This window comes from Sphingorhabdus sp., assembly GCF_040079335.1.
Lineage (GTDB): Bacteria > Pseudomonadota > Alphaproteobacteria > Sphingomonadales > Sphingomonadaceae > Sphingorhabdus_B.
Window position 1 is genome coordinate 48,560 of sequence record NZ_JBEBKL010000005.1, and the last position, 24,476, is coordinate 73,035.

Genomic DNA, 24,476 nt, shown 5'->3' on the forward strand with positions numbered 1-24,476 from the left:
TTTCCCTATCGCGCCGACTTAGCTATTAGTCGTCACGCCAAAGGATTTCTTACAGCCGCCATGAAAATTTGTTCAGGCGTCTATGGCTTCCTCGTCCACCGTTGTCGCATGTTCCTGAATGAAACGAAAGCGTGCCTCGGGGCTTTTGCCCATCAGCTGTTCGACCCGTTCCTTCACCGCCATCTGCTTCTGATATTCATGCGGCAGGGTGATGCGGATCAATGACCGGGTTTTGGGGTCCATCGTGGTTTCGCGCAACTGGCCGGGGTTCATCTCGCCAAGGCCTTTGAAGCGGCCGACATCGACTTTCTTGCCCTTGAACTGGGTAGCTTCCAACTCGGCCCGGTGCGCGTCGTCCTGCGCATAGGCGCTCTGGTTGCCGCTGGTCAGGCGATAGAGCGGCGGGCGGGCGAGGTAGAGATGGCCGCGCTCGACGATCGCCGGCATTTCCTGAAAGAAGAAGGTCATTAGCAGCGTGGCGATATGCGCACCGTCGACGTCGGCGTCGGTCATGATGATGATGCGGTCGTAGCGCAGATTATCGGGATCGCAATCCTTGCGCGTGCCACATCCAAGCGCGAGTCCAAGATCGGCGATTTCAGCATTGGCGCGGATCTTGTCATTGGTGGCTGAGGCGACGTTCAGGATTTTGCCGCGGATGGGCAGGATCGCCTGGGTCTTGCGGTCGCGCGCCTGTTTGGCGCTGCCGCCGGCGCTGTCACCTTCGACGATGAACAACTCGGTGCCATTGGGATCGTCTGATGCGCAATCGGTCAGCTTGCCCGGCAGGCGGACTTTTTTGCCGCTGGTCGCGGTCTTGCGCTTCACTTCGCGCTCGGCCTTGCGCTTCAGTCGGTCCTCGACTTTCTCGAGGATGAAACCGAGCATCGCCTTGCCGCGCTCCATATTGTCGGCGAGGAAGTGGTCGAAATGGTCGCGCACCGCATTTTCAACAAGCCGCGCGGCTTCGGGGCTGGTCAGCCGATCCTTGGTCTGACTCTGGAATTGCGGGTTGCGGACGAAGACCGACAGCATCAATTCGGCTTCGTTGAAAATATCCTCGGCGGTGATCTGCGCCGCTTTCTGGTTGCCGATCAACTCGCCAAAGGCGCGCCAGCCCTTCGTCAGCGCCGCACGGATACCCGCTTCAGGCGTGCCGCCATCGGGGGTCGGGATGGTGTTGCAATACCAGCTATAGCTGCCGTCCGAATAGAGCGGCCAGGCGACCGCCCATTCGACGCGGCCCTGACTTTCCCCTGATTCATTGGCGGGGAAGCTCTGATTGCCGTGGAAAAATTCGCTGGTGACGCAGTTGCGCGCACCCAATTGTTCTTTCAGGTGGTCGGCGAGCCCACCGGGGAACTGGAACACCGCTTCTTGCGGCACATCGTCGCTTGCCAGTTCGGGGTCGCATTTCCAGCGGATTTCGACACCGGCAAAGAGATAGGCCTTTGACCGCGCGAGCTTGAACAGTCGGGCAGGCTTGAACTTTGCGTCCGCACCGAAAATCTCGGGATCGGGGGTGAAGGCTATGGTCGTGCCGCGCCGATTGGGGGTCGGCCCCAATTCTTCGAGCCCGCCCAAGGCTGCGCCGCAGGAGAAACGCTGGCGATAGAGAAGCTTGTTGCGCGCCACTTCGACAACAGTGTCGGTCGACAAGGCATTGACCACCGAAACGCCCACACCGTGCAGGCCGCCCGAAGTGGCATAGGCCTTGCCCTCAAACTTGCCGCCCGAATGGAGCGTCGTCATGATGACTTCAAGCGCAGACTTTCCAGGAAATTTGGGGTGCGGATCGACCGGGATGCCACGGCCATTGTCGCTGATCGTCAGCCTGTTGTTGAGCCCAAGCACAATCTCGATGCGATTCGCATGGCCCGCAACCGCCTCGTCCATGCTGTTGTCGAGCACTTCGGCGGCAAGATGGTGCAGCGCGCGCTCGTCGGTGCCGCCAATATACATGCCGGGGCGACGGCGCACAGGCTCCAGCCCTTCGAGAACCTCGATGGCCGAAGCATCATAACCGCCAGATTCAGAACCGGCGGGGATAGCTCCGCCGAACAGATCATCACTCATGCGCGCTGCTATAGGCTCCGGCGATTCTTTGTGGCAAGTGTCGTATCGAGGACGCGTGACGCGGGTCACACAAGCCGTCACAAAAGTTGTGCATAAGTTGCCGGAGATTTCTCGCAGACAAGGGAAGTTGCAATGACAACCACCGCCTATATCGATGATGATATTGCCACCATTCGCCGAGACAATGGATCGACATGGGAGCTTTACTGGGGCGATCCGGTTGAGCGGATGCCAGCCGACGACAAGCCGGGCAAGCTGCGCGTTGCTACACGCGACCGCGAGGGCAATCTGGTGCTTGGCTGGTTGTCGGACAAGGTGAAGCTGGAAGCGACCTCGAAAGTGCTCACTTTCTCGATGATCGACGTCCAGCAGGGCGACGGGATGATCCTTGAAACGCCGAAGGGCAAGGTGGTGATGATCGATGGCGGCGACAACAAGCTTTTCGCTCGCCACGCCGCTGCCCGCTACCCAGCGACAACTGCTTCGCGCCCGCAAGTGGTCGAGGCGATTATCGTCACCCACGGTGACGCCGACCATTTCGAAGGGCTATCCGAACTGAAAAAAAGCGAAAGCGACCGCAGGCCGGGCAAGGCGATTTTCGTCAAGCCCAAGCGGATATACCATAATGGCATCGTCAAACGCCCGGGCAAAAAGCCTGATGACAGCGAGCGCAGCGAAACCGAGATGTTCGGCAGCACGGTGGATGACAATGGCACTACCTATGCCAACGATCTGGTCGACGATCCGCGCAGCGTGTCTGCAGCAGATCGCAATGCGCCATTTAATGAATGGTGCGATACGCTTGACCATTGGGAGGCGCGATCGGGTGGCCAAATGGCGGTCAGCCGCGTCGATCATCGTAGCGATCCCTCGCAGCTTTTTGATTTCCTCCACGCCGAAGGGATAAAGGTCGAGATATTCGGACCGATTGTTGAGACTGTGCATGGCGGGCCCGCATTGCCCTTTTTGCGCAAGCCGCCCGATGATGCGCGGCTGATGCTGGGGGTCAAACCGTCGGCCAAAAAGCCGGGCTATTCCGCCTCACACACCATCAACGGCCATTCGATCAACCTGCGTTTGACCTATGGCAATGTGCGCCTTTTGCTCACCGGCGACATGAACCAGGAATCGATGGCGCGGGTCAACAATGCGTTGAACAATCCCGATTTCGAATGCGAGATATTGAAAGCGCCACATCACGGTTCGGCCGATTTCGATATGCAGTTTCTGCGCGATGCCAGCCCGGTGGTTTCGCTGATCTCTTCCGGTGATGAAAGCGTCGCAAAGGAATATATCCACCCCCGCGCCACATTGATGTCGGCGCTGGGCAAGGCTTCGCGCGATCCCGGGCCCGGCATCATTTTCAACACCGAACTTGCTGCCTTTTTTGCTTATCGTGGCTGGAGTATCGATCAGGAAATTACGGTCAAGCAAGAGGCCGGCTATGAAGGATTTGAACGGCTGAATTTCGGCATCATCCACATCCGCACCGATGGAGAACGGGTGCTGGCATTCACCCACAGCGGAAAGGCGGGGATGAACGAAGCCTATCGCTTCACCGTCGATGCGCAGCACCAGATCGCCTTTGCCGCGAAGGTAACGAAGCAAAGCACACCAAAGCTTTAAGGCAAATCTCGATTGCGCCCGTCGAACGGCGTCGACAACTCGTCGAACAGACTTGGCAAGAATGCTTTACACCTCTACCGTGTTGCCAACGCAATACAGAGGGGTCAGCTATGCTCGAAATTACCGGTGTCAGCCATGTCTATGCAAACGGAACGCGCGCTCTCGACAATGTGAATCTGTCGATCCCGCGTGGCATGTATGGCCTGCTTGGCCCCAATGGCGCGGGCAAATCGACGCTGATGCGCACCATCGCGACATTGCAGACGCCCACCGACGGTGCGATCAAATTTGGCGACCTCGACATTCTTGCCCAACCAGAGGAGCTGCGCAAAAAGCTCGGTTATCTGCCGCAGGATTTCGGCGTCTATCCGCGCGTCACCGCGATGGACATGCTCGACCATATGGCGGTGCTCAAGGGCATCGCCGACAAGGGTGAACGAAAGGCGGTGGTCGAAACCCTCCTCAACCAGACCAATTTGTGGAACCATCGCAGCCACTTCATCGCCGGTTTCTCGGGCGGCATGCGCCAACGCTTTGGCATCGCGCAGGCGTTGATCGGCAATCCCGAATTGATCATCGTTGACGAACCCACCGCAGGCCTCGACCCTGAAGAACGCAACCGCTTCCTCAACCTGCTGGCGGGGATCAGCGACAATGTCGTCATCATTCTTTCAACGCACATCGTCGACGATGTCGCCGACCTGTGCCCGCGCATGGCGGTGCTGGCAGGCGGCAAGGTGCAGCTTGAAGGCGCGCCTTTGGACCTGATTCAGCAAACCAAGGGCCGCATCTGGAAAAAGACCATCGGCCGCGACGAGCTTGAGGCGCATCAGGAACAATATCAGGTGATTTCGACCCGGCTGTTCGCCGGACGCACGATCATCCACATCCTTGCCGACAGCAAGCCTGCGGGTTTTGACGATGTCGAAGCGGGGCTGGAAGATGTCTATTTCACCACGCTCGCCGATTTGCGCCGCGCAGCATAAGGGGGACCGACAATGCTCCTGAACGTCGCTCGGTTTGAGCTCAAATATCAGCTGCGCAATCCCGTTTTTTGGGTTTCGCTGTTTCTCTTTTTCCTTCTTGGCTTTGGCGTGACTGCCAGCGAGAATGTCAGCATGGGCACGCCGGGAACGGTGCATGAAAATGCGCCTTTCGCGATCGCCTCTATGATCGCGCTGTCGTCGTTATTCTATCTTTTCGTCATCACTTCTTTTGTCGCCAACGCCGTCGTGCGCGATGATACGACTGGCTATGGACCGATCATCAAGGCAACCTCAATCGGCAAACGCAACTATGTGCTTGGCCGGTTCATGGGCGGGCTTGGTGTCGCCTTGCTCGGTTTTTTTGCCGTACCAGTCGGGATGCTCGTCGGTGTTTCGATGCCGTGGGTCGACCCCGAAACGGTCGGGCCAAACAATCCGGCCTATTATCTCTGGCCCTATCTCATCCTCGCCGTACCCAATATCCTGCTGATGAGCAGCCTGTTGTTCGGCTTCGCCACGATCACCCGTTCGATGTTGTGGAGTTATATTGGCGTCGTCATCTTTTTCATGGGCTATCTGATCACTACCACGCTGCTCGCCAGCAAGATCGAATATCAGCAGATTATGGCGATGGTAGAACCGCTGGGATTTGGCGCGCTGTCCGAATCGACACGCTATTGGACAGCAGCGGATATGAACGCAAAGCTGCTGCCGCTCGACAGCAACATGTTGATCAACCGCGCTTTGGTAATCGGGCTGTCGGCAATTTTGCTGATTGCGACTTATTGGCGTTTTTCGATGGCCGAGCGCGCACCATCCAAGCGCATGCTGAAGAAGTTGGCCCGCGATCGCTCGACTGAAAGCGCGCCGGTCAGCACAAGCCGGATCGCGGTCGTGGCCGCTACGCAGCGGTTCGATGCAGGATCTGTGCGCGCGCAGTTCATGACCCGACTGAAGACCGAAATCATGCAGGTGTTGCGCAGCCCCGGCCTGATCGTGCTTTTGCTGCTCGCCGTGATCAACACCGGCGCGGGTCTGTTTTTGACACAGACATTGTTCGGGACGCCGTCGCACCCTCTCACCGCGAACATCATCACCAATGTTCAACAGGGCTTTGCGATTTTCCTCCTGATTATCGCCGTCTTTTATGGTGGCGAGCTCGTCTGGCGCGAACGTGATGTGAAGATTGGCGAGATCATCGATTCGACGCCGACTCCCAATTGGGCGATCACGCTGCCCAAGGTGCTGGCGATCCTGCTTGTCCTCATGCTGCTCAACGGCGTCGCGATGGCCACCGGATTGCTCTATCAGATGATCAAGGGGGCACCTGCATTCGGGCTTTCCAGCTATTTCGCATGGTTCCTCGTTCCGATGACGGTCGACATGCTGCTGATTGCCATATTGGCGGTATTTTTTCAGGCACTCAGTCCCAACAAATATGTGGGCTGGGGGCTGTTTCTGGTGTGGTTCATTGCCGGAATTTTTCTCGTCAATATGGGCTACACCAACGCGCTCTACCGCTATGGATCGAACCCCGCCGAGCCGCTGAGCGACATGAACGGCAGTGGCGGATTTGCATATGGCGCGTGGGTGCTGCGTGCTTATTGGATGGCCTTTGCGGTTATCCTGATGGTCGTTGCCCACATCGTCTGGCCGCGCGGCACCGATACGCGTTGGCGCAGCCGGTTGCAGCGCATCCGCCACGGCCTGCGCGGCGCACCGCTTGCACTGATCGCAGCGGCGTTGGTCGCGATGGTCGGAACGGGGGCCTATGCCTGGTACAATTTCAAAATACTCAACCGCTTTGAAACCAGCGACGAAATCGAAAAGCTGACCGCGGACTATGAGAAACGCTATCTGAAATATGAAAAGCTGCCGCGTCCAGTCGTCACCGCAGTCAAGTTCGACGCGCAGATCTTTCCAAAGCAAAAGCGGCTGGCCGTCACGGGCCAGTATAAGCTGCGCAACGATACCGGCGCGCCGATTTCCGAAGTGCATATCCGCCAGGGAAGCCGCGACACGAAATTTGGCGAGCTCGAAATCAAGGGCGCAAAGCTTGCGCGTTATGACGAGAAATATCGCTATCGGTTCTACCGGTTCGATACGCCGCTGGCACCGGGCGCGGAAACCGAGCTGAATTTCCAATCCGAAATCTGGCATCGCGGCTTCCGCAATGGCTTGCCCGAAACCAGCGTCAATCTGAACGGCACATTCGTCAACAATTTCGAATTCGCGCCGATAATCGGCATGAACCGGCAGAGCGCGCTGCAGGACAGAACCGTGCGGCGGCGGCAGGGCCTGCCTGCTGAGTTGCGCCCGGCAAAGCTGGAGGACATGTCGGCGACGCGCGAAAATTATGTGCGCACCGATTGGGTGATGTCGGATATCACCGTCACCACCGATGCCGATCAGGTGCCCATCGCTCCGGGCCGCAAGGTGACGGATGCGACCAAAGACGGACGCCGCACCGCGCATTTCGTTTCGAGCGCACCGATCCACAATTTCCTGTCGATCCAGTCGGCGCGGTACAAGCTGACGAGCAAGAACTATAAGGGCGTTGAACTGACGATCTTCCACGATCCGCGCCACGAATGGAATGTGCCCGCAATGCTCAAGGCGCTGGAGGAGGGGCTCGATTATTATCAGGCGAATTTCGGGCCCTATCAGTTCGATCACGCCCGCATCATCGAGTTTCCGGGCTATCAGGTGTTTGCGCAGGCCTTTGCCGGCACCATGCCCTATTCGGAGAATATCGGTTTTGCGGCAGATGTGACCGATCCGGAGTCGATCGACTATGTCACTTATGTCACTGCACACGAACTGGGCCACCAATATTGGGCGCACCAGGTTATCGGCGCTGATATGCAGGGCAATACGATCACCAGCGAAACGCTGGCGCAATATTCGGCGCTGATGGTGATGAAAAAAATCTACGGCCCAGACAAGATCCGCCGCTTCCTGAAATATGAGCTCGACCTGTATCTGGCCGGGCGCAAGGGCGATCCGATTGGCGAACAACCGCTCTACCGGGTCGAAAATCAGGATTATGTCCATTACCGCAAAGGCAGTCTGGTCATGTATCTGCTGCAGGAACGGCTGGGCGAGGATGCGGTCAACCGTGCGCTCGCCCGCTTCATCCAGACCTGGAAGTTCAAGGGCGCGCCTTATCATCGCTCGGTCGATCTGATCGCCGAATTCCGCAAGGAGGCGAAGACGCCCGAAGATCAAGCGCTGATTACCGACCTGTTCGAGCGGATCACCGTTTACGACTTCAAGGCAAAGGAAGCGAAGGCGAAGAAATTGGCCAATGGCCTGTGGCAGACGACAATCTCGGTTGAGGCGGCCAAATATTATGCCGATGCCAAGGGGAATGAGAAAGATGCTCCGCTTTCCGAACCGATCGAAGTCGGGCTATTCAACGCCCGCCCCGGCGTAGGCGCATTTGGCAAGAAAGATGTGGTGTCGATCGAGCGCAAGCCGGTGAAGGGCGGCAAGCAGAAGATTGTTATGACGTCGAAAACCAAGCCTAAATTTGCCGGTATCGATCCGTATAATTTCTACATCGACCGCAATTCGGACGACAATGTTATCGATGTGACCGGCTAGGCTGAGGCCGGGGGTGCCGCCAATATGGCGAAGCTCCCGGTCGCCAGCGCGACCAGCTTTCCACCCTGTTCGATACGCGAGGTGAGGTGCGCGATGCTGCGGCCCTTATTGTCGATCTGCGTCGCGCAAAGGATTTCACCGCTGGCTACGGGGCGAAAATAGCTGATCTTGATTTCGATCGTCGCGCAGGCCTGGCCGGTTTCCAGCGACGGGTAGAGCGCAGCACCCATGCCGGTATCGGCCATCGCATAGATCACCGCACCATGCACCACGCCGTGCGGGTTCATATGCTTATGTTCGACAACCAGCGTAGCCGTGCTGCCGCCCTTGCCATCAGGGGCGACGGCAAGATCGATCAGGTCGGCAAAGGGATGTGGGCGACTGGCCATGCGCCCCTGCGATCAGCGGACGCGCGGGCCGCCAAAGGGCATCGGCGGGGGCGGGCGGCGAACGCCGCGCGGCAATTGCGCCTGATAGGCACGGCCGCAATGTTCGACGCAATAGGGGAAACCGGGGTTCACCGCGACGCCGCAGAAATGGAAGTCCGGTTCGCCGGGATGGCCCATCGGCCAGCGACAAACGCGCTCGTTCAGATCGAGCAGACTGGTCTTGTCGGCAATTTCGGGGCTCGGCTTGGCCGGAACCAGACGGCGCGGCGGGGCAGGGGGAATGGGCGCCTGCTGGTCGCCGGGGCCCTGGCGCATGAAGCCGCCGGGGCCGATCGAGACGATCTTGGGCATATCCGTGCGCGGTTGCGCGACGCTGGGTGTCGAATAAGCAGGAATGACGCGTTCGGTCGAGCCTGAAGTCGGCGCGGATGCGCGCGGAGCAGCGGCTTTTTCGACCGGCTTTGCCTTAGGCTTGGGCGCGGGCTTGACTTCGCCATCATTGGCCTTCACCGGCGACGGGCGCGATTTGAGGCCAAGGCGGTGCGCCTTGCCGATCACGGCATTGCGGCTGACGCCACCCAGCTCGTCAGCAATCTGGCTGGCGGTCAGGCCCTTTTCCCACATGGTTTTCAGGCGGTCGATCCGTTCGTCGGTCCAGGACATCGAAAACTCCAAACATTCTGCCAAGCAGCGTGAAAGCGGCGCTTGTTGCAATTAGATATAAAAGCGCCTTGCCGCGCAAGGGGCAAGCCGATAGTCGATTGTGCGATGACTATCCAGAACAATTCAATCGACCCTGTCCCATCTAGTGCGACACCGGCCGAAATTCAACCCGAACCGTCGGTGCGCCTGATCCGCACAGTCAACTGGATCGGCCTGAAAACGCTGTATCTGAAAGAAGTGCGCCGCTTCATGAAGGTGCAGTTGCAGACGATCTGGGCACCTGCGATCACGACGCTGCTTTACCTGATCATATTCACTGTTGCGCTGGGCGGGGTGAAGCCTTCGGTGCTGGGCGTGCCCTTTGCCGATTTTATCGCGCCGGGGCTGATCATCATGGGGATGATGCAAAACAGTTTTGCAAACAGCAGCTTCTCGTTGCTGGTCGGCAAGATTCAGGGGACGATTGTCGACTATCTGATGCCGCCACTGTCGAACCTTGAATTGCTGATCGCGATGGTTGGCGCAGCAGTCACCCGCGCCATTCTCGTGGGCTTTGCAGTCTGGCTGGCGATGGCGCTTTGGCCGGGAGTGGGCGTTACGCCAGCGCATTATGGGGCGGTCATCTGGTTCGGCCTGATGGGGTCAACTTTGCTGGCGCTCATAGGCGTGATCACTTCGATCTGGGCCGAAAAATTCGACCATGCAGCCGCCATCGGCAATTTCGTGGTGGCACCGGCGGCCTTGCTTTCAGGCACTTTCTATTCGGTCGACAAGCTGTCTCCGGCATTTCAGGCGGTAAGCCACGCCAACCCGTTTTTCTATGCGATTTCTGGCTTCCGCTATGGCTTTATCGGCAATGCGGACAGCCCCGTGCTGTTCGGCGGATTGTTGCTGCTCGGCATCAATCTGACTTTGGGCATTATCGCTTATGCGCTGCTCCGCTCGGGCTGGAAGCTGCGGAGCTAGGCCATGTCCGACATCATCCTCTTCGATTATTGGCGCTCGTCCGCCAGCTATCGTGTTCGTATAGCGCTGAACCTGAAGGGCGTGGCCTACACATCAGTGCCCACCGACCTGCTCGACGCCTCGCACAAAAAGCCGGACTATGTCGCGCGCAACCCGCAGGGCTTTGTCCCGATGCTGTCGATCGACGGGCATGATCTGACACAGAGCCTGGCGATTATCGACTATCTGGATGCCAACTATCCCGATCCGCCGATGGTCTCCTCCGATCCGGCAGAGCGCGCAAAGACGCTGGCGCAGGCGCTGGTGATCGCAGCCGACATTCACCCGCTCAACAATCTGCGCGTGCTCGGCCGGTTGAAATCGCAATTCGGCGCCGATGATGTGGCGGTGACGGAATGGTATCGGCATTGGATCGTCGAAGGTTTTACCGCGCTGGAGGCAATGGCCCCCGAAACCGGCCTGTTCGGCGGCGTGCAACCCAACCTAGCCGATGTCTGCCTCGTGCCGCAGATGGCCAATGCCCGCCGGTTTGAAACGCCGTTGGAGGCTTTTCCGAAACTGGTGCGGATCGATGCCGCGCTGCGCGAGATGGAGGCTTTTGCCAAGGCGGCACCGGAGGCGGTGAAGCCGGAATGAAGCAATTGCTGTCGCTCCTGTCGCTGTCGGCCCTGACCATTGCGCCTGCTTACGCTCAAGAAGAAGCTGAAGAATATGAGGAACATCTTCCCTCACTTTTGCCGCCGCCGCCGCTGACTATCGTCGTTACCGGCCTGCGTCCGCCTCTCGGGGATAATGCGCTTGAAGTTGTCGCCATTAAATTGGACGAAAGACAGCCGGAGCGAGTAGAAAATCTACTGCGGGACATTCCCGGCCTACAACAATTCCGGCGTAGCGATGCGCGGTCGGCCAATCCCACAAGCCAGGGCGTAACGCTGCGCGGGCTTGGGGGGAATGCCTCGTCACGTTTGCTGATAACCTTGGACGATGTACCACAGGCGGATCCTTTTGGCGGCTGGGTTTCATGGCCCGGTTATGACGCATTGGCACTGCGTTCTGCCCGGCTTGTCAAGGGTGGCGGGAGTGTGACTGCAGGTGCTGGCGCGATTGCGGGGCAATTGGAATTGGTCAGCAATGATATCAATAGCGGCCTTTATGACCCCGAAGAAGAATTCGATGCGCGCCTGCAATATGGCAGTTTCAACAGCGTTGATGGAAAGGCGGTTTTGAAACGTTCGCTTGGTGTCGGGCATGTCACATTATCCGGCAGCTATGCGCAAAGCGATGGTTTCGTTCCGATCTTAGCGGCGCAGCGCGGTGCAATTGATCGCGGCGCATCCTATCGCCAATTTGGTGGTGCAGTTCGCGCCATATTGCCGCTGAACAACAGCCTTGAAATGCAGGCCAATCTGCGGGGGTTTTCTGACCGCAGGGACAGAGGCTTCGATTTCAGCGAGAGTCAGAATGATGGTGTTGACGCAAGTGTAAGGCTGGTTTCAGAAGCCAGCGATTGGCGTTGGTCTATGCTGGCCTATTTGCAGATGCGCGGATTTAACAACCGGTTCGGGGCAGTGGCAAATGACCGCAACTCTGTGAGCCTTACCCTTGATCAATTTAATGTTCCATCGACTGGCTGGGGCGCTAAATTTGAACTGCGACCTCCCAGCAATGACGGCATTGAACTTCGCTTGGGTGCCGATTTGCGGGCGGTTAGCGGCGAAACAAGGGAAAACAGCAATTTCATTGCTGGCACTCCGCAGCGAAGCAGGCGGGCAGGCGGGAGCAGCACCATATTGGGCCTGTTCGGCGATGCATCTTTGGAACTTAACCCTGTCGTCATCGTAACGCTTGGTGGACGGGTCGATAGCTGGAATATCAACAATGGTTTTCGTTTGGAGACGGAACTTGCCGCCCCCTTGGCAGGGGCGGTTCGTTCAAATGACATTTTTGCGGACCGATCAGGCCATGAAATTTCCGGACGGCTTGGCTTTAAGTGGGATGCTTTAACGGGATTGAATCTGCGCGGCGCGGTCTATTCTGGCTGGCGGTTGCCGACGTTGAACGAGCTCTACCGCCCTTTTCGCGTGGGTGCGAATGCAACCGCTGCGAATGAACTTTTGTCGCCTGAAAATGTTAAAGGTGTGGAGCTTGGCCTGAACGCGGATGTTTATGCGACTGACAAATTTGGTTTAGACCTGTCGCTGACTGCTTTTCACAACAGGCTGGATAATGCCGTCGCCAACGTGACACTGGGTCGTGGACCGGGGCTGTTTCCGGGTGTGGGTTTTGTGTCTGCTGCTGGTATCTATCAGCAGCGGCAAAATCTTCCTTCAATCCGGTCCCAAGGGGTGGAGGCTTCGGCGGATTTTAATCTGGATTTCCTCATTGATCGCCTGAATCTGACGACATCTTATAGCTATGTGGATGCCGCCGTCAGGGGGGCAGGCCCTTCTTTGTTTCTCGATGGGTTAAGACCCGCGCAAGTGCCGAAGCATTCCGCCTTTGCCTCTCTCGATTGGAGCAACATAACTGTGCAATGGGTAGCAGGTATAAAATTGCGCTATACAGGCCGTCAGTATGAGGATGATCTCAACACGCAGAAATTGCGAGCTGCACTGACTTTGGATGGATTTCTGCGCTGGGAACCAATCCAAAATAAACTTGGGTTTGAATTTCGGGCGGAAAACCTGTTCAACGCGCGAGTTGAGGCGGCCAACAGTAACGGCATTATCGAGAGGGCTTCCCCGCGGTCTATCTGGCTTGGCGTGCACTTTGCGATACCCTAGAGAATAAATCCATGACCCGCTCCAAACTGACCCTTGGCGAATTCCTGCCCTACCAGCTGTCGATAACCTCGAACGCAGTGAGCGACTTGATCGCGCGCAGCTATCGCGGGCGCTTCGGCCTCAAAATCCCCGAATGGCGGGTAATGGCGGTGCTGGGGGAGAAGGGGAGCGCGACCCAGCGCGAACTGGTCGCGGCGACGCAGATGGACAAGGTGACGGTCAATCGTGCTTCCAAGGCCTTGGACGAACGAGGGCTGATCGGGCGCGCGCCTAACGAAACCGACGGTCGCTCGCACCATCTGGCGCTGACTGCGGTGGGTAAAGAATTATACGACCAGATCGTCCCGCTGGCGCTCTCCGTCGAATCGGAGATTGAAGGCATATTGGGCAATGAAGAGGCGGCGCAACTCGCGGCGCTGCTTGCCAAGCTGCGCGCGCGGGTGAGCGAGATGGAGCGCAAGACGGATTGACCACGCCTTGGTATGCGCGCTTGCGCAAACTGGTTTCAATTGATACTATCTACGGGATTCGGGATCCCCGAACATAGGTCAGTTATCTCTGGATGATTTCTCATGCCCGATCTGTTTGAAAACCCCCTCGGCCTTGATGGCTTCGAATTTGTCGAATTCAGCGCCCCTGAAAAGGGCAACCTCGAACCCGTCTTCGAAAGCATGGGCTTCACCCGCGTCGCCCAGCATCGTTCAAAGGATGTGCACCTCTGGCGGCAGGGCGAGATCAATCTGATTGCCAATTACGAACCGCGCAGCCCCGCGGCTTACTTCGCCGCCGAACATGGCCCCTCGGCCTGCGGCATGGCCTTCCGCGTCAAGGATGCGGCCAAGGCCTATAAGGAAGCCCTCGAACGCGGTGCCGAACCGGTCGAAAGCAAGACCGGCGTCATGGAACTGCGCATCCCCGCGATCAAGGGCATTGGCGGCGCCTTCATCTATCTGGTCGATCGCTATGCTACGCTCGAATATCCCGATGCGCTGTCGATCTACGACATCGATTTTGTTTATATGCCTGGCGTCGAGCATTTCCCGGTCGGCGCCGGTTTCAAGTCGATCGATCACCTGACGCACAATGTCTATGGCGGCCGCATGGCGCATTGGGCGGCCTGGTATGAGCGGATCTTCAACTTCCGCGAAATACGCTATTTCGACATCAAAGGCGAATATACCGGCCTCACCTCAAAAGCGATGACCGCGCCCGATGGCAAGATCCGCATCCCGCTCAATGAAGAAGGTAAGGCCGGTGGCGGCCAGATCGAGGAATATCTGCGCGCCTATAATGGTGAAGGTATCCAGCACATCGCGCTGATCTGTGACGATCTGCTTGCTTGCTGGGATAATCTCAAAAAGCTTGGTGTCACCTTCATGACCCCGCCACCCGACACCTATTATGCGATGCTCGACCAGCGTTTGCCGGGACATGGCGAGCCCGTGGATGCCATCAAATCACGCGGTATCTTGCTTGATGGCACCACCGAAGGCGGCACGCCACGCCTGCTGTTGCAGATCTTTGCCCAGCCTGAAATCGGCCCGGTCTTCTTCGAATTCATCCAGCGCCGCGGCGACGAAGGCTTTGGCGAGGGCAATTTTAAAGCGCTGTTCGAAAGCATCGAACGCGACCAGATCGAACGCGGCGTGCTGGAGGTGGCCGAATGAGCGTCCCGTTCAAAACAGACCGCATCCATCACGTCGCCTATCGCTGCAAGGACGCGAAACAGACGGTCGAATGGTATGCCCGCGTGCTGGGCTTCACCTACACGACTGCCTTTGCCGAGGATCATGTACCGTCAACCGGCGAATATGATCCCTATATGCACATCTTCCTCGAATGCGGCGGTGGCAATGTGCTGGCGTTCTTTGAATTGCCCAACCAGCCCGAAATGGGCCGTGATGAAAAGACCCCGGCCTGGGTGCAGCATCTGGCATTCAAGGTCGCCGATTTCGACACGCTGAAGGCGGCGAAGGCGCATATCGAGGCGCTCGGCATCGATGTGATCGGGCCGACCTTTCACGGCATTTTCCGCTCGATCTATTTCTTTGACCCCAATGGCCATCGGCTTGAACTGGCCTGCGACATCGGCACCCAGGAGCAATATGCAGAGTTGAAACGCGTCGCTCCGATGATGCTCGATGACTGGAGCAAGACCAAGACAGCCCCCCGCCATGCGGAATGGCTGCACAAGGAACCGATCGAAGCGTCCGAATAACCGTGCGGTCAGGTCGTTTGGTTGGCGGCGCGCCCGACTTTGGGCGTTTCGGTCTTGGGCATGCGCGCTTCCAGCGCATCGAGCCAAGCGCGCGCTTTGTCGCCAATGAAAATCTGCGGTTCCGAAGGAACGAGGCCTTGGCCTGCTTCCCACAAGGTGATCAAAGACCGAGCCTCATCATTGGCCTTTTCAAGATTTTGCGGTTTGCGCAACGCCGTGTTGACGAAGGCATCGCCGAAGAATGTCCAGTCATTGCCGGGATTGCAGCCGAAGGATGTCCGTTGCGACGAGGCGGCGGTGACGATCACCGACTGGTCGCCGTTGAGTGCAGGCACGAAAACGCCCGAAAAGCAGGCGGACAGGATGATCAGGCGGCGCTCAATCCCAAGATCATCAAGCAATTTGGCAAGGCGCTTTGGCGCAATCATCCCGACCGCATTGTTGCCGTCACGATAGACCAGCCCGAGTTTGGGGTCGCCATGCGTTGTCGCAAAGAGGACGAGCACATCTTCCTTCACATTCATTTTCGCCGCGACCGCCGCCAGCGACGTCGCCAGATTGGATGGCGAACCCTGTGGCGTCCCGATCGTTTCATTGCCAGCACCCGCAGCAAGAAAGATAGACCGTCCAGTCGCACCATAGCGCCGGGTCAGCACTTTCTGTGTTTCGCCTGCTTCGCGCCCGAAAACCGGATCGGAATCGAGCCCGATCGAAACCACATAGGCATCAATGATGCCTTGCCTTTGGGGCTGCAACGTGCCGAGCGCAGAGGACAGCCGTCGATGCTGCGCAAAGTGCCATGCCGCACTGCGGTTCTGCTCCATCGACCAGCCATTTTCGGCCGCCTCACGGTTGTTGAAACCGACCTGACTGGTCGACGGACCGGCCATCGCGGTTGCAACGAAAAGCGTGGCGGCCAACGTCTTCCACCGCATAACCTCTGTCTCCCCAATTTCGACAATTTAGGCAGGATATAGCGATTGCTGCAAGTCCCTAATCCGGCCATGATGAAACACCAAAACAGGATGCCACTATGAAACTTGCTTCTTTGAAATCCGGACGCGATGGCCAGCTGGTGGTCGTTTCCAATGACCTCGCCTGGTATGCCGGTGCCTCACATATCTGCGCCACGCTTCAGGCGGCGATGGATGAATGGGACAGGATCGCGCCCAAGCTTGAAGCGTTGGCGACCGATCTGGAACATGGGGTCATCCCGCGCGAGCGATTCCACGAACATGATGCCGCATCGCCGCTGCCGCGTGCCTATCAATGGGCCGATGGATCGGCCTATGTGAACCATGTCGCACTCGTCCGGCAGGCGCGCGGTGCGGAAATGCCAGACAGCTTTTGGCACGACCCACTTATGTATCAAGGAGGGTCGGACGGTTTTCTTGGGCCACGCGAGGATATTCCTCTGGGCGATGTCGCATGGGGATGTGACATGGAAGCGGAAGTCGTGGTTGTCACAGGCGACGTTCCGATGGGTGTGCGTGCGCAAGAGGCGAGGGACTATATACGGCTCGTCGGCCTTACCAACGATGTGTCGTTGCGAGGCCTTATCCCTGACGAACTTGCCAAGGGCTTTGGTTTCTTTCAGTCAAAACCAGCAAGTGCTTTCTCGCCAGTGTTCGTCACACCCGAAACGCTTGGTGCTCGCTGGGATGGTGGAAAGCTGCATGGTGCATTGTGCGTCGATCTGAATGGCCAGGCTTTGGGTCGCGCAGATGCGGGTGTTGATATGACCTTCGATTTCGGTCAGCTCATCGCCCATGCGGCCAAAACGCGCAACCTGACGGCTGGAACCATCATCGGTTCAGGCACTGTATCGAACCGCGATGCCAATGGCGGCCCAGGTAAGCCTATTGGGGAGGGCGGACTTGGCTATAGCTGCCTCGCAGAAGTACGAACGATTGAGACCATCCAGCAGGGCAAGCCACAAACGCCCTTCATGCAACCCGGCGACACCGTTCGCATCTGGATGGAGGATGAAAAGCATCATCCGATGTTCGGGGTTATCGAGCAGCAGGTGGTTGCAGCCTGAAACAACGAAAAGGCGGGATGTTACTCCCGCCTTTTTCTTTGGTTAGATTGGTTGCTTATTTCCTGATGAAGGCATCGCTGATCGAGCAGGCCGCGGGGCCAAGGATCACGATGAACAGTGTCGGTAGAATGAACAGAATCAGCGGCACCGTCATAATCGCTGGCAGACGGGCAGCTTTTTCTTCGGCACGCATCATGCGCTCGTTACGGAACTCGGCCGAGAGCACACGCAGCGCTGACGCAAGCGGCGTACCATATTTTTCGGTCTGGATCATGGTCGTTACAACGCCCTTAACCGAATCGAGATCGACGCGGTAGGCGAGGTTTTCGAATGCCATGCGGCGTTCGGTGAGGAAGCCCAATTCGATCGCAGTAAGTGCAAACTCATCGCCAAGTTCAGGGAAGCCACGCCCCAATTCTTTGGCTACCCGGTTGAAAGCAGAGTCGACCGTCAGGCCGGCTTCGGCACAAATGACGAGCAAGTCGAGCGCATCGGGAAGACCCTTGCGGATCGCATCGGTGCGCTTCTGGATCAGGTTGCCGAGATAGATGTCAGCAGCCTTGTAGCCCAAAATGGTAAGGCTAGCGAACGCAGCAAAACGCTTGAACGTTGTCCAGTCGGCGAGCCCACCCATCCCGTAAATCCAGAGCGCAGCGCCGCCACCCAGCACGATTGGTCCCACCAGCCGGCTGAAAATGATTGCGACCGCTAGCTCCTTGCGACGGATGCCCGCCTGAGCAAGCTTTTGCTGCGCAACCTTGATCTGGTCATCCTGCAACACCTTTAGCGACGACAGCATTTGGCGCATTCTGTCGGTCGTTTCGGTGTTGCGAACCAACTTGGCACGCTTCTTCGCAGTCGACGCCGAAATACCGGCCTTTAACTGTTCACGGCGTTCGTTGAGTGCCTTAACGCGTTTGACCATCGGATCGCGAACTGTGACCGCAGCATAGATCGCGAGGATTACCGCAAAACTGGCGATCGCAGTCATCAACGTGGCTACCCACATGACATCAATGCCCATGATTTCAGGGCCAGGAGGTTGAGCGCTATTCATCTTTCTCTGTCCTGTCCCTTAGATTTCAAAGCTGACCATTTTGGCCATGATGCCAACGCCGATGCCCATCCAGACCAGACCAATCATGCCGGCTATCATCAGGCGTTGTTCGACAAAAAAGCCGGAGAGATATTCGGGGTTCACGGACCAGACGAGACCGAAAACAATAAAGGGCAACGAGCCTACGATGTAGGCAGACGCCTTTGATTCGGATGACATGGCCCGGATTTTGAGTTTCATCTGCGCGCGCTTGCGCAACACATCGGCCAGATTCGAAAGCGTTTCGGCCAGATTGCCGCCGGTTTCGCGCTGGATGGCAAGGGTGATTACGAAAAACTGGAATTCGGGTGTACCCAAACGGTCTGCGGTATCCTGCAAAGCATCTTCCATGGTCTTGCCGATCTTGATTTTCTCGGTAACGATCTTGAATTCTTCTCCGACTGGACCAGGAATTTCGCGGGCAACAACGCCCAGCGTTTCACCAACCGGAAGCCCAGATTTCAAACCGCGCACAAGCAATTCGATTGCTTCCGGAAACTTTGCGGTGAAATTGGTGATGCGTTTGCCGATCAAGTAGCTGACGGAAAAATGCGGTACTGCCAGCGCAAGAAATGTTGCCCCACCAATTGCCAGTAACACGGGCGCGCCTTTGATCGTCAATATTCCGAAGAGGGCGATGAAAATTCCGCCGCTGACGTAAAGATACTGGTTTAGTGCCCATTTCTTGCCGGTCTGCTGGAGGCGAAGCCGCAGCCTGTCGGCGGCGCTCATTTTCGTTCCCTCGGTGAACATGATTGGACGCCGTGCAGCAACAGCTTTGCGCATTTGCTGCTCGAGTTTTGCGTCCACCGAGTCCGAATGGCGGATTTTTACGGCGCTGAGACGTCGGCTTGCCGCTTTTCCAGTTGCGGGTCCGGCGAACGCAAATGCCAGAAGGCTTAGCGAAACCAAAAAACCGAGAATTAGAACCAGATTGTTCATTTCTTACCGCCTCTGCCCCAATCAATTTCCCGGCTGGAAAACCGATATGGCAATTGAGTGTTATTTTTTTGCCAACAACGATTTGAAGCCGGCCATCATAGATTTTTTTGACGATTCCGCTTTTGTCTCAATCGCTTCTTCTGCAGCGGCGCCTGTTGATTTTATCATATCGGCCAACGCTACAATACCAGACGCAACCTTGCTTGACCGAACTGAATCGACCAGTGGTTTACCTAGCTTGGCTGCTTGCGCGGTCGCTTTGGCATCGAGCGGAATGATGAGGTCTATCTTGCGTTCGATGGAGCTCTCGAAGTCTTTGCGCGAAATCTCGATACCACCGGCTTGAGCCTTGTTCGCAACAACGATGGTCTGGCAAGATGGCGCATTCGCACGCAGCCAAGCAAGCAGGCGAATGGCGTCGCGCGCAGAAGCCAGAGTCAGTTCGCAGACAATCACCGCAACGTTTACGTCGTGCAACAAGTGCGGGTAGGCGATCAGCATGCTCCGTGGCAAATCGATGACGGTATTCTCGAACGCTGCCCTGAATTCTTCCTGGAGCTGGAAGAAAGCAGAACCGTCAGTCATGATCGGGCTGCTGATCGCAGCTTCAGCTGAAAGGATCGATAGCTTGTCGTTGGCCTTAATCGTCGCGCGCTCAATAAAGAGCCCGTCAATGCGGCTCGGATTGTCGATCGCGTCGGTCAAGCCACGCCCCGGTTCCAGATCAAGCGCAAGCGCGCCCGTTCCGAAGTGGACATCAAGATCAAGAAAGCCGGTGAGGTGTCCCATGCGTTCAGACAGCAACCAGGCGATCGAGGTTGCTATCGTTGAAGCGCCGACGCCGCCACGCGTGCCGATTATAGCAGTCGACAGATGCGGATGTTCCTTTGCGCCGTCATCATGCTTGGGCGCGTTGAGGATCATCTGTGCATGGGTGACTGCGTCACGCAGCGCATCCGGGCTGACCGGCTTGAGCAAGTAATCCTGCAAGCCAGAGAGCATCAGATCGCGATAAAGGCGGACATCATTGACTTGGCCCATCGCGATGACAACCGTTCCCGGTTCGCAAACTTCTGCCAGTCCGTTGATGTCCGAAATCGGATCCCCCGATTCTGACAGGTCAACCAGCAGAATCTGCGGGCTTGCCGACACCGACAGCGATTGGACGGCGTTGCGCAAGCCACCCTTGAAGGCTTTTTCTTGCGGCCAACCCATGTCATCGCACACTGTGCGCACAACATCGAGGGTTAGGTCATCGCAGACATAGGCTGTGAACGGATCTCGGGCGCCAGCCGAAACACTTTTAAATGGTGCGTTCATTAGTTTGCGCCTCCAGCTTTCTTGCGTGATCCACCACGGCTGTTCTCAGGGGTGGATTCGCGACCACGGACAAGGTCTTCAGGATCAGCAACCATCGCAGCCATATTGCTGTTTACTGCACACCCATAATTGGGATGGTTACTGGAGTTGTAGTTTGCCTCGGTCGTTTTGGTCCAATTCGGGCAATTAGGAACGCTAGCAGCCGAGCGTGTTACAACGACCCTGGCAGTACCAGGTGCTACACTGCCAGTCGTGACTGGCGCTGTCTCACTCAAAAGCAATCCGTGCTTGGCCGCCAGGTCGCCCACCGCCTGCTTTGTAGCAGCGTCGGGATAGCTATCGCCAAAGTCCACAGCGATGCGGTCTCCAAATCGCACCTTCATCGCCTCAAACCATTCTGCGATGCGGTTTTGTTCGAACGGCGAAAGCCCGCTTGTCCCATCGACATTGACGTCGAGGGCATAGTTGCTGCGCTGTACCACTGGCTGGTTGGTCGAATACATTGAGGTATTCGAGCCGGTTGCGCCGCATCCGGCGAGCGTGAAGGCCAAAGTTGCCGTCAAAATCAGTTTTGCACGCATGTTCATGCTCCTCACGTCGCTCAATTGAAGCTGAAGCCGGGCGCTGACCCTGCTTCACCGGTTTGGTTTTTCTTGGCCTGCTTCGGGCTTATTGCCGGCGCGGCCTCGCTAACTGTGCCAAATTCAGGGCCCTTCACATCGTCAGGAGCCAGTGTCGGCATCGGTCGATCGGTCGAACCAGATAGATTGGATGCGGTCTTATTCAGTAGAATACGCTCCAGATCGCTCGGTGTGTTGTAGCCATCGGTTGGCAGCTTGATTTCTGATTCCGAAACCGGCTTCACCAGATAAGGCGTTACGACGATGACCAGTTCGGTCTCATTGCGCTTCCATCCGTTCGACTTGAACAGGGCGCCGAGCACTGGGACATCGCCCAACCCGGGATATTTGTCGACGGAGGTGTTTGCCGAGTTGGAGAGCAGACCGGCAATCATGAAGCTTTGGCCCGAGCCAAGTTCGACGGTGGTTTCTGCCATACGCGTAGTAATTGCGGGAATTTCGGTACCTGCAATACGAACAGCGCCCTGCGACGAGATATCGGAGACTTCCGGACGGACGCGTAAAAGGATGCGGCCGTCAGCTTGAACGGTTGGCGTGTAGCGTAAGCTGACGCCAAAATCGCGGAACTGTACGGAGACCGAACCGAAATTGTCGGCAACAGGGATCGGAAACTGTCCACCCGCGAGAAATTCGGCGGTTTCACCCGAAATGGTAGTCAGGTTCGGCTGAGCGAGCGTAGTAGAAAGTCCAGCACGCTCGGCGATATCGAACGCGGCTGCCACGTCGATACCAAACAGTTTGCCTGCAAGGTTTAACACATTGCTACCGACCGGGTTATTGAACGTATATTGCGTTCCACCCGTGATGAATTGGCCCGTTGCAGGGTTGAAGGGCAGCGAAATCGAGCCAGCTGGCAACCCATAAAGCGACGATGCGTCCAGACGCGGAAGCCCGGAAGTGTCGAGATCACCGATCGTACCCACGTTGCGGCCACGTCCGACACCAAAGACAAGGCCATTGCCATCATTGTCGCGTGTCTTGAAGTTGGATGCGATTTCCTTCGCCAGCGAGCGGCTGACTTCGGCGATGCGGACCTGCAGGTTGACCTGCAAAGGCACTGCCGTCTTCAGTCGGCTCACGACTTTGGTCTGGTCGCCGATAAAGGCCTGAACCAGCATTTCGGCTTCCTGGACGTCTTCGGGCTGGGCTACAGTGCCGGTTAGCAATACCACACCGTTCATGGTCGAAACCTTGATATCGGCCTCGGGCATGGCCAGCAGTAGCATCTGATCGATCGAGTCGAGATTGTTGCCGACGCGAACGGTTGCTGAATACACGGTCCGACCAGCAGCATCTGTTGCATAGACCGTAGTTTCGCCGGGGCCCTTCGCCAGAATGTAGATCTGGCGGGGGCTGCGAACGTCAACATCGGCGATCGTCGGGTTCGACACGACAACGTCAGATACCGAAGAACCGAGGTTGATCTGCTCGCCACGACCGACCGAAAGAACGATCAGGCGTCCACCGGTTTTCGATGCGGCAGGTTCGACCTTTACGGGCGCCGCGTTAGCTGCGGTGGAAATCGATGCGGCGAAAAAAATTGCTGCGGCACCGGCTTTCATGAGTGATTTGATGGTCATTATACTACCTCCGGTCCACATTGACTTCTTGGACAGCACCTGCGCGAGACACGCGAACGACACTGCCACGGCGAACCTGTTCGATTTGCCTTTCAACCTTCACAGCTTCGGTCGCGATCTGCACAGGTGTGATTGCGGGAACACTGCTGCGCTGGAAGCGTGAAACGTCGCCGCCTGTTGCATAGGTGCTGGGGCCAGCGGTCGGTTGCTTCTGAACCGATGCGAGGAACTTTTCTTCTTCCTCGGCCGTTGCCCCATTGGGCACTTTCACATCGCCCGATGCCAGCGCCATTTCGAGTTCGGCGGCGTTGTCGGCGAGCGAACGGAGAGAAAGAGAGATCGTGCCGATTGTCTGCGCGACAGCAATCTTCTCCGCGATACGTGGCGTCACCTCAATGGTAACCAGCTTATACTTTGAAGGTACGCTGTTGCCCTTTTCATCGACAGAGGGTGTCGAGCGCTGATCGGTAGCCAGCACGCGAAGGTTGCGGATGATGGTTTCCGACACTTTCAGTGGCTGGCCAGTGCCTGCGCCGTTGACATTCTGGGTCAGAACCAAGTCCACACGGTCGCCGGGGAAGACAAAGCCGGAAACACCAGTGAGCGTAGAGACAGGAACGGATACCGCGCGCATGCCGGGCCCAAGTGCCGCAGCAAGGAAGCCGCGATCGCCAGGCGCGACAAGCGAACCCTGGGTGATCGGCTGTCCGGCTGTAATCGGATTGCGCACGACGGTACCGACCAAATTGGTCGTCTGGTCAGGCTCGCCATCCTTCTTTATGAAGTAGGCTTCTTCGATCAGCTCTTCAGGCCAAGGCTGGTAGCGTAGGCTGTCTGCCGTCAGAATGGTTCCGACTGGCAATGCGCGCGTTGCTACGATGACCTTCGGGCCAGTGACCACGGGTATCTGTGCCACCGCTTTGGGCGCACCCCCGCCTGAAAACATGCTTCGCGCCATGAAGGCGGTGACTACGGCTATAAGCAGCGCGCAGACCAGCAAGATTACTTTTTTCCTATCCATGACGAACAAGCTCCTGAACGGTCCCCTGAATGAGACAGCTAATCACCTAAAATGGTTAAAAAACTGTTCACCGGCGCACCAAAGGCCGGCGAGCGAAATTGCGACGCCATATGGAACGCGGACCTGACCGCTTCCTTTTCGTATCTTGTGAATGATGTAGAAAATTATGGTTACCAACGCGCCGAGCAGGCTGGCGTTGAAAAGGAACTTCAATACGACCAGTGGTGGAAACCAAAGCGCCACCGCGCCGAACAATTTCACATCACCGCCACCCATCATTCCGAAGTGGAAAAACAGGGCAAAGAACAGAAAAGTGAGGATTCCTGCGCCAAGATAATAAGCGATCTCCGGCCAGCCAAACGTACCCGTAGCAAGCCAGTATAGGGGTGCTGACAGGGCGATCGACGCCGTCACTGAATTGTAAATAAGCCGGTGGCGTATGTCCGAATAGATCGACACCAGTAGGCCAATTGCCAAGCCGCCAAGCAGCGCGTAAGCGAAATAATTCTGGTCCATATTGCC

At 57.2% G+C, this 24,476-nt stretch carries 21 protein-coding genes; 10 read left to right on the forward strand and 11 right to left on the reverse strand.

All coding sequences use genetic code 11. The features are described 5' to 3' along the window. Positions 1-72: 72 nt before the first annotated feature. A complete protein-coding gene (gene parE, locus ABL922_RS03000) occupies positions 73-2,076 on the reverse strand; it encodes a DNA topoisomerase IV subunit B (protein ID WP_349022722.1) in 2,004 nt (667 codons plus the stop codon). A gap of 132 nt (positions 2,077-2,208) precedes the next feature. On the opposite strand from parE, the gene ABL922_RS03005 reads away from it, so the two are divergent. The 3 genes from ABL922_RS03005 to ABL922_RS03015 all read left to right on the forward strand — a co-directional run bounded on the left by ABL922_RS03005 (position 2,209) and on the right by ABL922_RS03015 (position 8,294). Then, positions 2,209-3,702, forward strand: coding sequence for an MBL fold metallo-hydrolase (locus ABL922_RS03005; RefSeq protein WP_349022723.1), 1,494 nt, complete (start codon positions 2,209-2,211; stop codon positions 3,700-3,702). 110 nt (positions 3,703-3,812) lie between these two features. Next, positions 3,813-4,688 (forward strand): ABC transporter ATP-binding protein, encoded by an 876-nt coding sequence (locus tag ABL922_RS03010; RefSeq protein WP_349022724.1) that lies wholly within the window; start codon positions 3,813-3,815, stop codon positions 4,686-4,688. Positions 4,689-4,700: 12 nt separating this feature from the next. Next, on the forward strand, positions 4,701-8,294 hold the full coding sequence (locus ABL922_RS03015; RefSeq protein ID WP_349022725.1) for a M1 family aminopeptidase: 3,594 nt from the start codon (positions 4,701-4,703) through the stop codon (positions 8,292-8,294). Here ABL922_RS03015 and ABL922_RS03020 read toward each other — a convergent pair. Together ABL922_RS03020 and ABL922_RS03025 are read right to left on the reverse strand one after the other, a co-directional pair. Then, positions 8,291-8,683: a PaaI family thioesterase gene (locus tag ABL922_RS03020; protein ID WP_349022726.1), complete on the reverse strand. Its 393-nt coding sequence runs from the start codon at positions 8,681-8,683 to the stop codon at positions 8,291-8,293. The genes ABL922_RS03015 and ABL922_RS03020 overlap by 4 nt on opposite strands. A 12-nt stretch (positions 8,684-8,695) precedes the next feature. After that, positions 8,696-9,346, reverse strand: coding sequence for a GcrA family cell cycle regulator (locus tag ABL922_RS03025; RefSeq protein ID WP_349022727.1), 651 nt, complete (start codon positions 9,344-9,346; stop codon positions 8,696-8,698). Positions 9,347-9,451: 105 nt separating this feature from the next. Here ABL922_RS03025 and ABL922_RS03030 point away from each other — a divergent pair, with 105 nt between their 5' ends. From ABL922_RS03030 to ABL922_RS03055, 6 genes are all read left to right on the forward strand, one after another. After that, positions 9,452-10,312, forward strand: coding sequence for an ABC transporter permease (locus ABL922_RS03030; protein WP_349022728.1), 861 nt, complete (start codon positions 9,452-9,454; stop codon positions 10,310-10,312). A 3-nt stretch (positions 10,313-10,315) separates the two neighbouring features. After that, positions 10,316-10,948, forward strand: coding sequence for a maleylacetoacetate isomerase (gene maiA, locus ABL922_RS03035; RefSeq protein WP_349022729.1), 633 nt, complete (start codon positions 10,316-10,318; stop codon positions 10,946-10,948). After that, positions 10,945-13,095 carry a TonB-dependent receptor gene (locus tag ABL922_RS03040; RefSeq protein WP_349022730.1) on the forward strand — a complete coding sequence of 717 codons (2,151 nt, stop codon included), beginning with the start codon at positions 10,945-10,947 and terminating at the stop codon, positions 13,093-13,095. The genes maiA and ABL922_RS03040 overlap by 4 nt, the downstream gene beginning before the upstream one ends. A gap of 11 nt (positions 13,096-13,106) precedes the next feature. Then, positions 13,107-13,565 carry a MarR family winged helix-turn-helix transcriptional regulator gene (locus ABL922_RS03045; protein WP_349022731.1) on the forward strand — a complete coding sequence of 153 codons (459 nt, stop codon included), beginning with the start codon at positions 13,107-13,109 and terminating at the stop codon, positions 13,563-13,565. Positions 13,566-13,667: 102 nt separating this feature from the next. Further along, complete coding sequence (gene hppD / locus ABL922_RS03050; protein WP_349022732.1) at positions 13,668-14,762, forward strand: 4-hydroxyphenylpyruvate dioxygenase; 1,095 nt, start codon at positions 13,668-13,670, stop codon at positions 14,760-14,762. Next, the gene (locus ABL922_RS03055; protein WP_349022733.1) at positions 14,759-15,313 is read left to right on the forward strand and encodes a VOC family protein; all 555 of its coding nucleotides are present in this window, start codon (positions 14,759-14,761) and stop codon (positions 15,311-15,313) included. Before hppD ends, ABL922_RS03055 begins: the two co-directional genes overlap by 4 nt. An 8-nt stretch (positions 15,314-15,321) precedes the next feature. Here ABL922_RS03055 and ABL922_RS03060 read toward each other — a convergent pair whose 3' ends face one another. Continuing rightward, positions 15,322-16,248, reverse strand: a complete 927-nt coding sequence (locus ABL922_RS03060; protein ID WP_349022734.1) for a C13 family peptidase — start codon at positions 16,246-16,248, stop codon at positions 15,322-15,324. 98 nt (positions 16,249-16,346) lie between these two features. Between ABL922_RS03060 and ABL922_RS03065 the strand changes: the two genes are divergently transcribed. After that, complete coding sequence (locus ABL922_RS03065; RefSeq protein WP_349022735.1) at positions 16,347-17,354, forward strand: fumarylacetoacetate hydrolase family protein; 1,008 nt, start codon at positions 16,347-16,349, stop codon at positions 17,352-17,354. Between the two features lie 55 nt (positions 17,355-17,409). Here ABL922_RS03065 and ABL922_RS03070 read toward each other — a convergent pair whose 3' ends face one another. The 7 genes from ABL922_RS03070 to ABL922_RS03100 form a co-directional block, all read right to left on the reverse strand. Beyond that, positions 17,410-18,378, reverse strand: coding sequence for a type II secretion system F family protein (locus ABL922_RS03070; protein WP_349022736.1), 969 nt, complete (start codon positions 18,376-18,378; stop codon positions 17,410-17,412). A 51-nt stretch (positions 18,379-18,429) separates the two neighbouring features. Further along, entirely contained in the window at positions 18,430-19,182 is a 753-nt protein-coding gene (locus tag ABL922_RS03075) for a type II secretion system F family protein (protein WP_349022737.1), read from the reverse strand. A 270-nt stretch (positions 19,183-19,452) separates the two neighbouring features. Further along, positions 19,453-20,712 (reverse strand): pilus assembly protein CpaE, encoded by a 1,260-nt coding sequence (locus tag ABL922_RS03080; RefSeq protein WP_349022738.1) that lies wholly within the window; start codon positions 20,710-20,712, stop codon positions 19,453-19,455. Beyond that, positions 20,712-21,293, reverse strand: a complete 582-nt coding sequence (locus tag ABL922_RS03085; protein ID WP_349022739.1) for a CpaD family pilus assembly protein — start codon at positions 21,291-21,293, stop codon at positions 20,712-20,714. Before ABL922_RS03085 ends, ABL922_RS03080 begins: the two co-directional genes overlap by 1 nt. Before the next feature lie 20 nt (positions 21,294-21,313). Continuing rightward, positions 21,314-22,933: a type II and III secretion system protein family protein gene (locus ABL922_RS03090; protein ID WP_349022740.1), complete on the reverse strand. Its 1,620-nt coding sequence runs from the start codon at positions 22,931-22,933 to the stop codon at positions 21,314-21,316. A gap of 4 nt (positions 22,934-22,937) precedes the next feature. After that, positions 22,938-23,954, reverse strand: coding sequence for a Flp pilus assembly protein CpaB (gene cpaB / locus ABL922_RS03095; RefSeq protein WP_349022741.1), 1,017 nt, complete (start codon positions 23,952-23,954; stop codon positions 22,938-22,940). Positions 23,955-23,996: 42 nt separating this feature from the next. After that, entirely contained in the window at positions 23,997-24,470 is a 474-nt protein-coding gene (locus tag ABL922_RS03100; RefSeq protein ID WP_349022742.1) for a prepilin peptidase, read from the reverse strand. Positions 24,471-24,476: the final 6 nt, after the last annotated feature.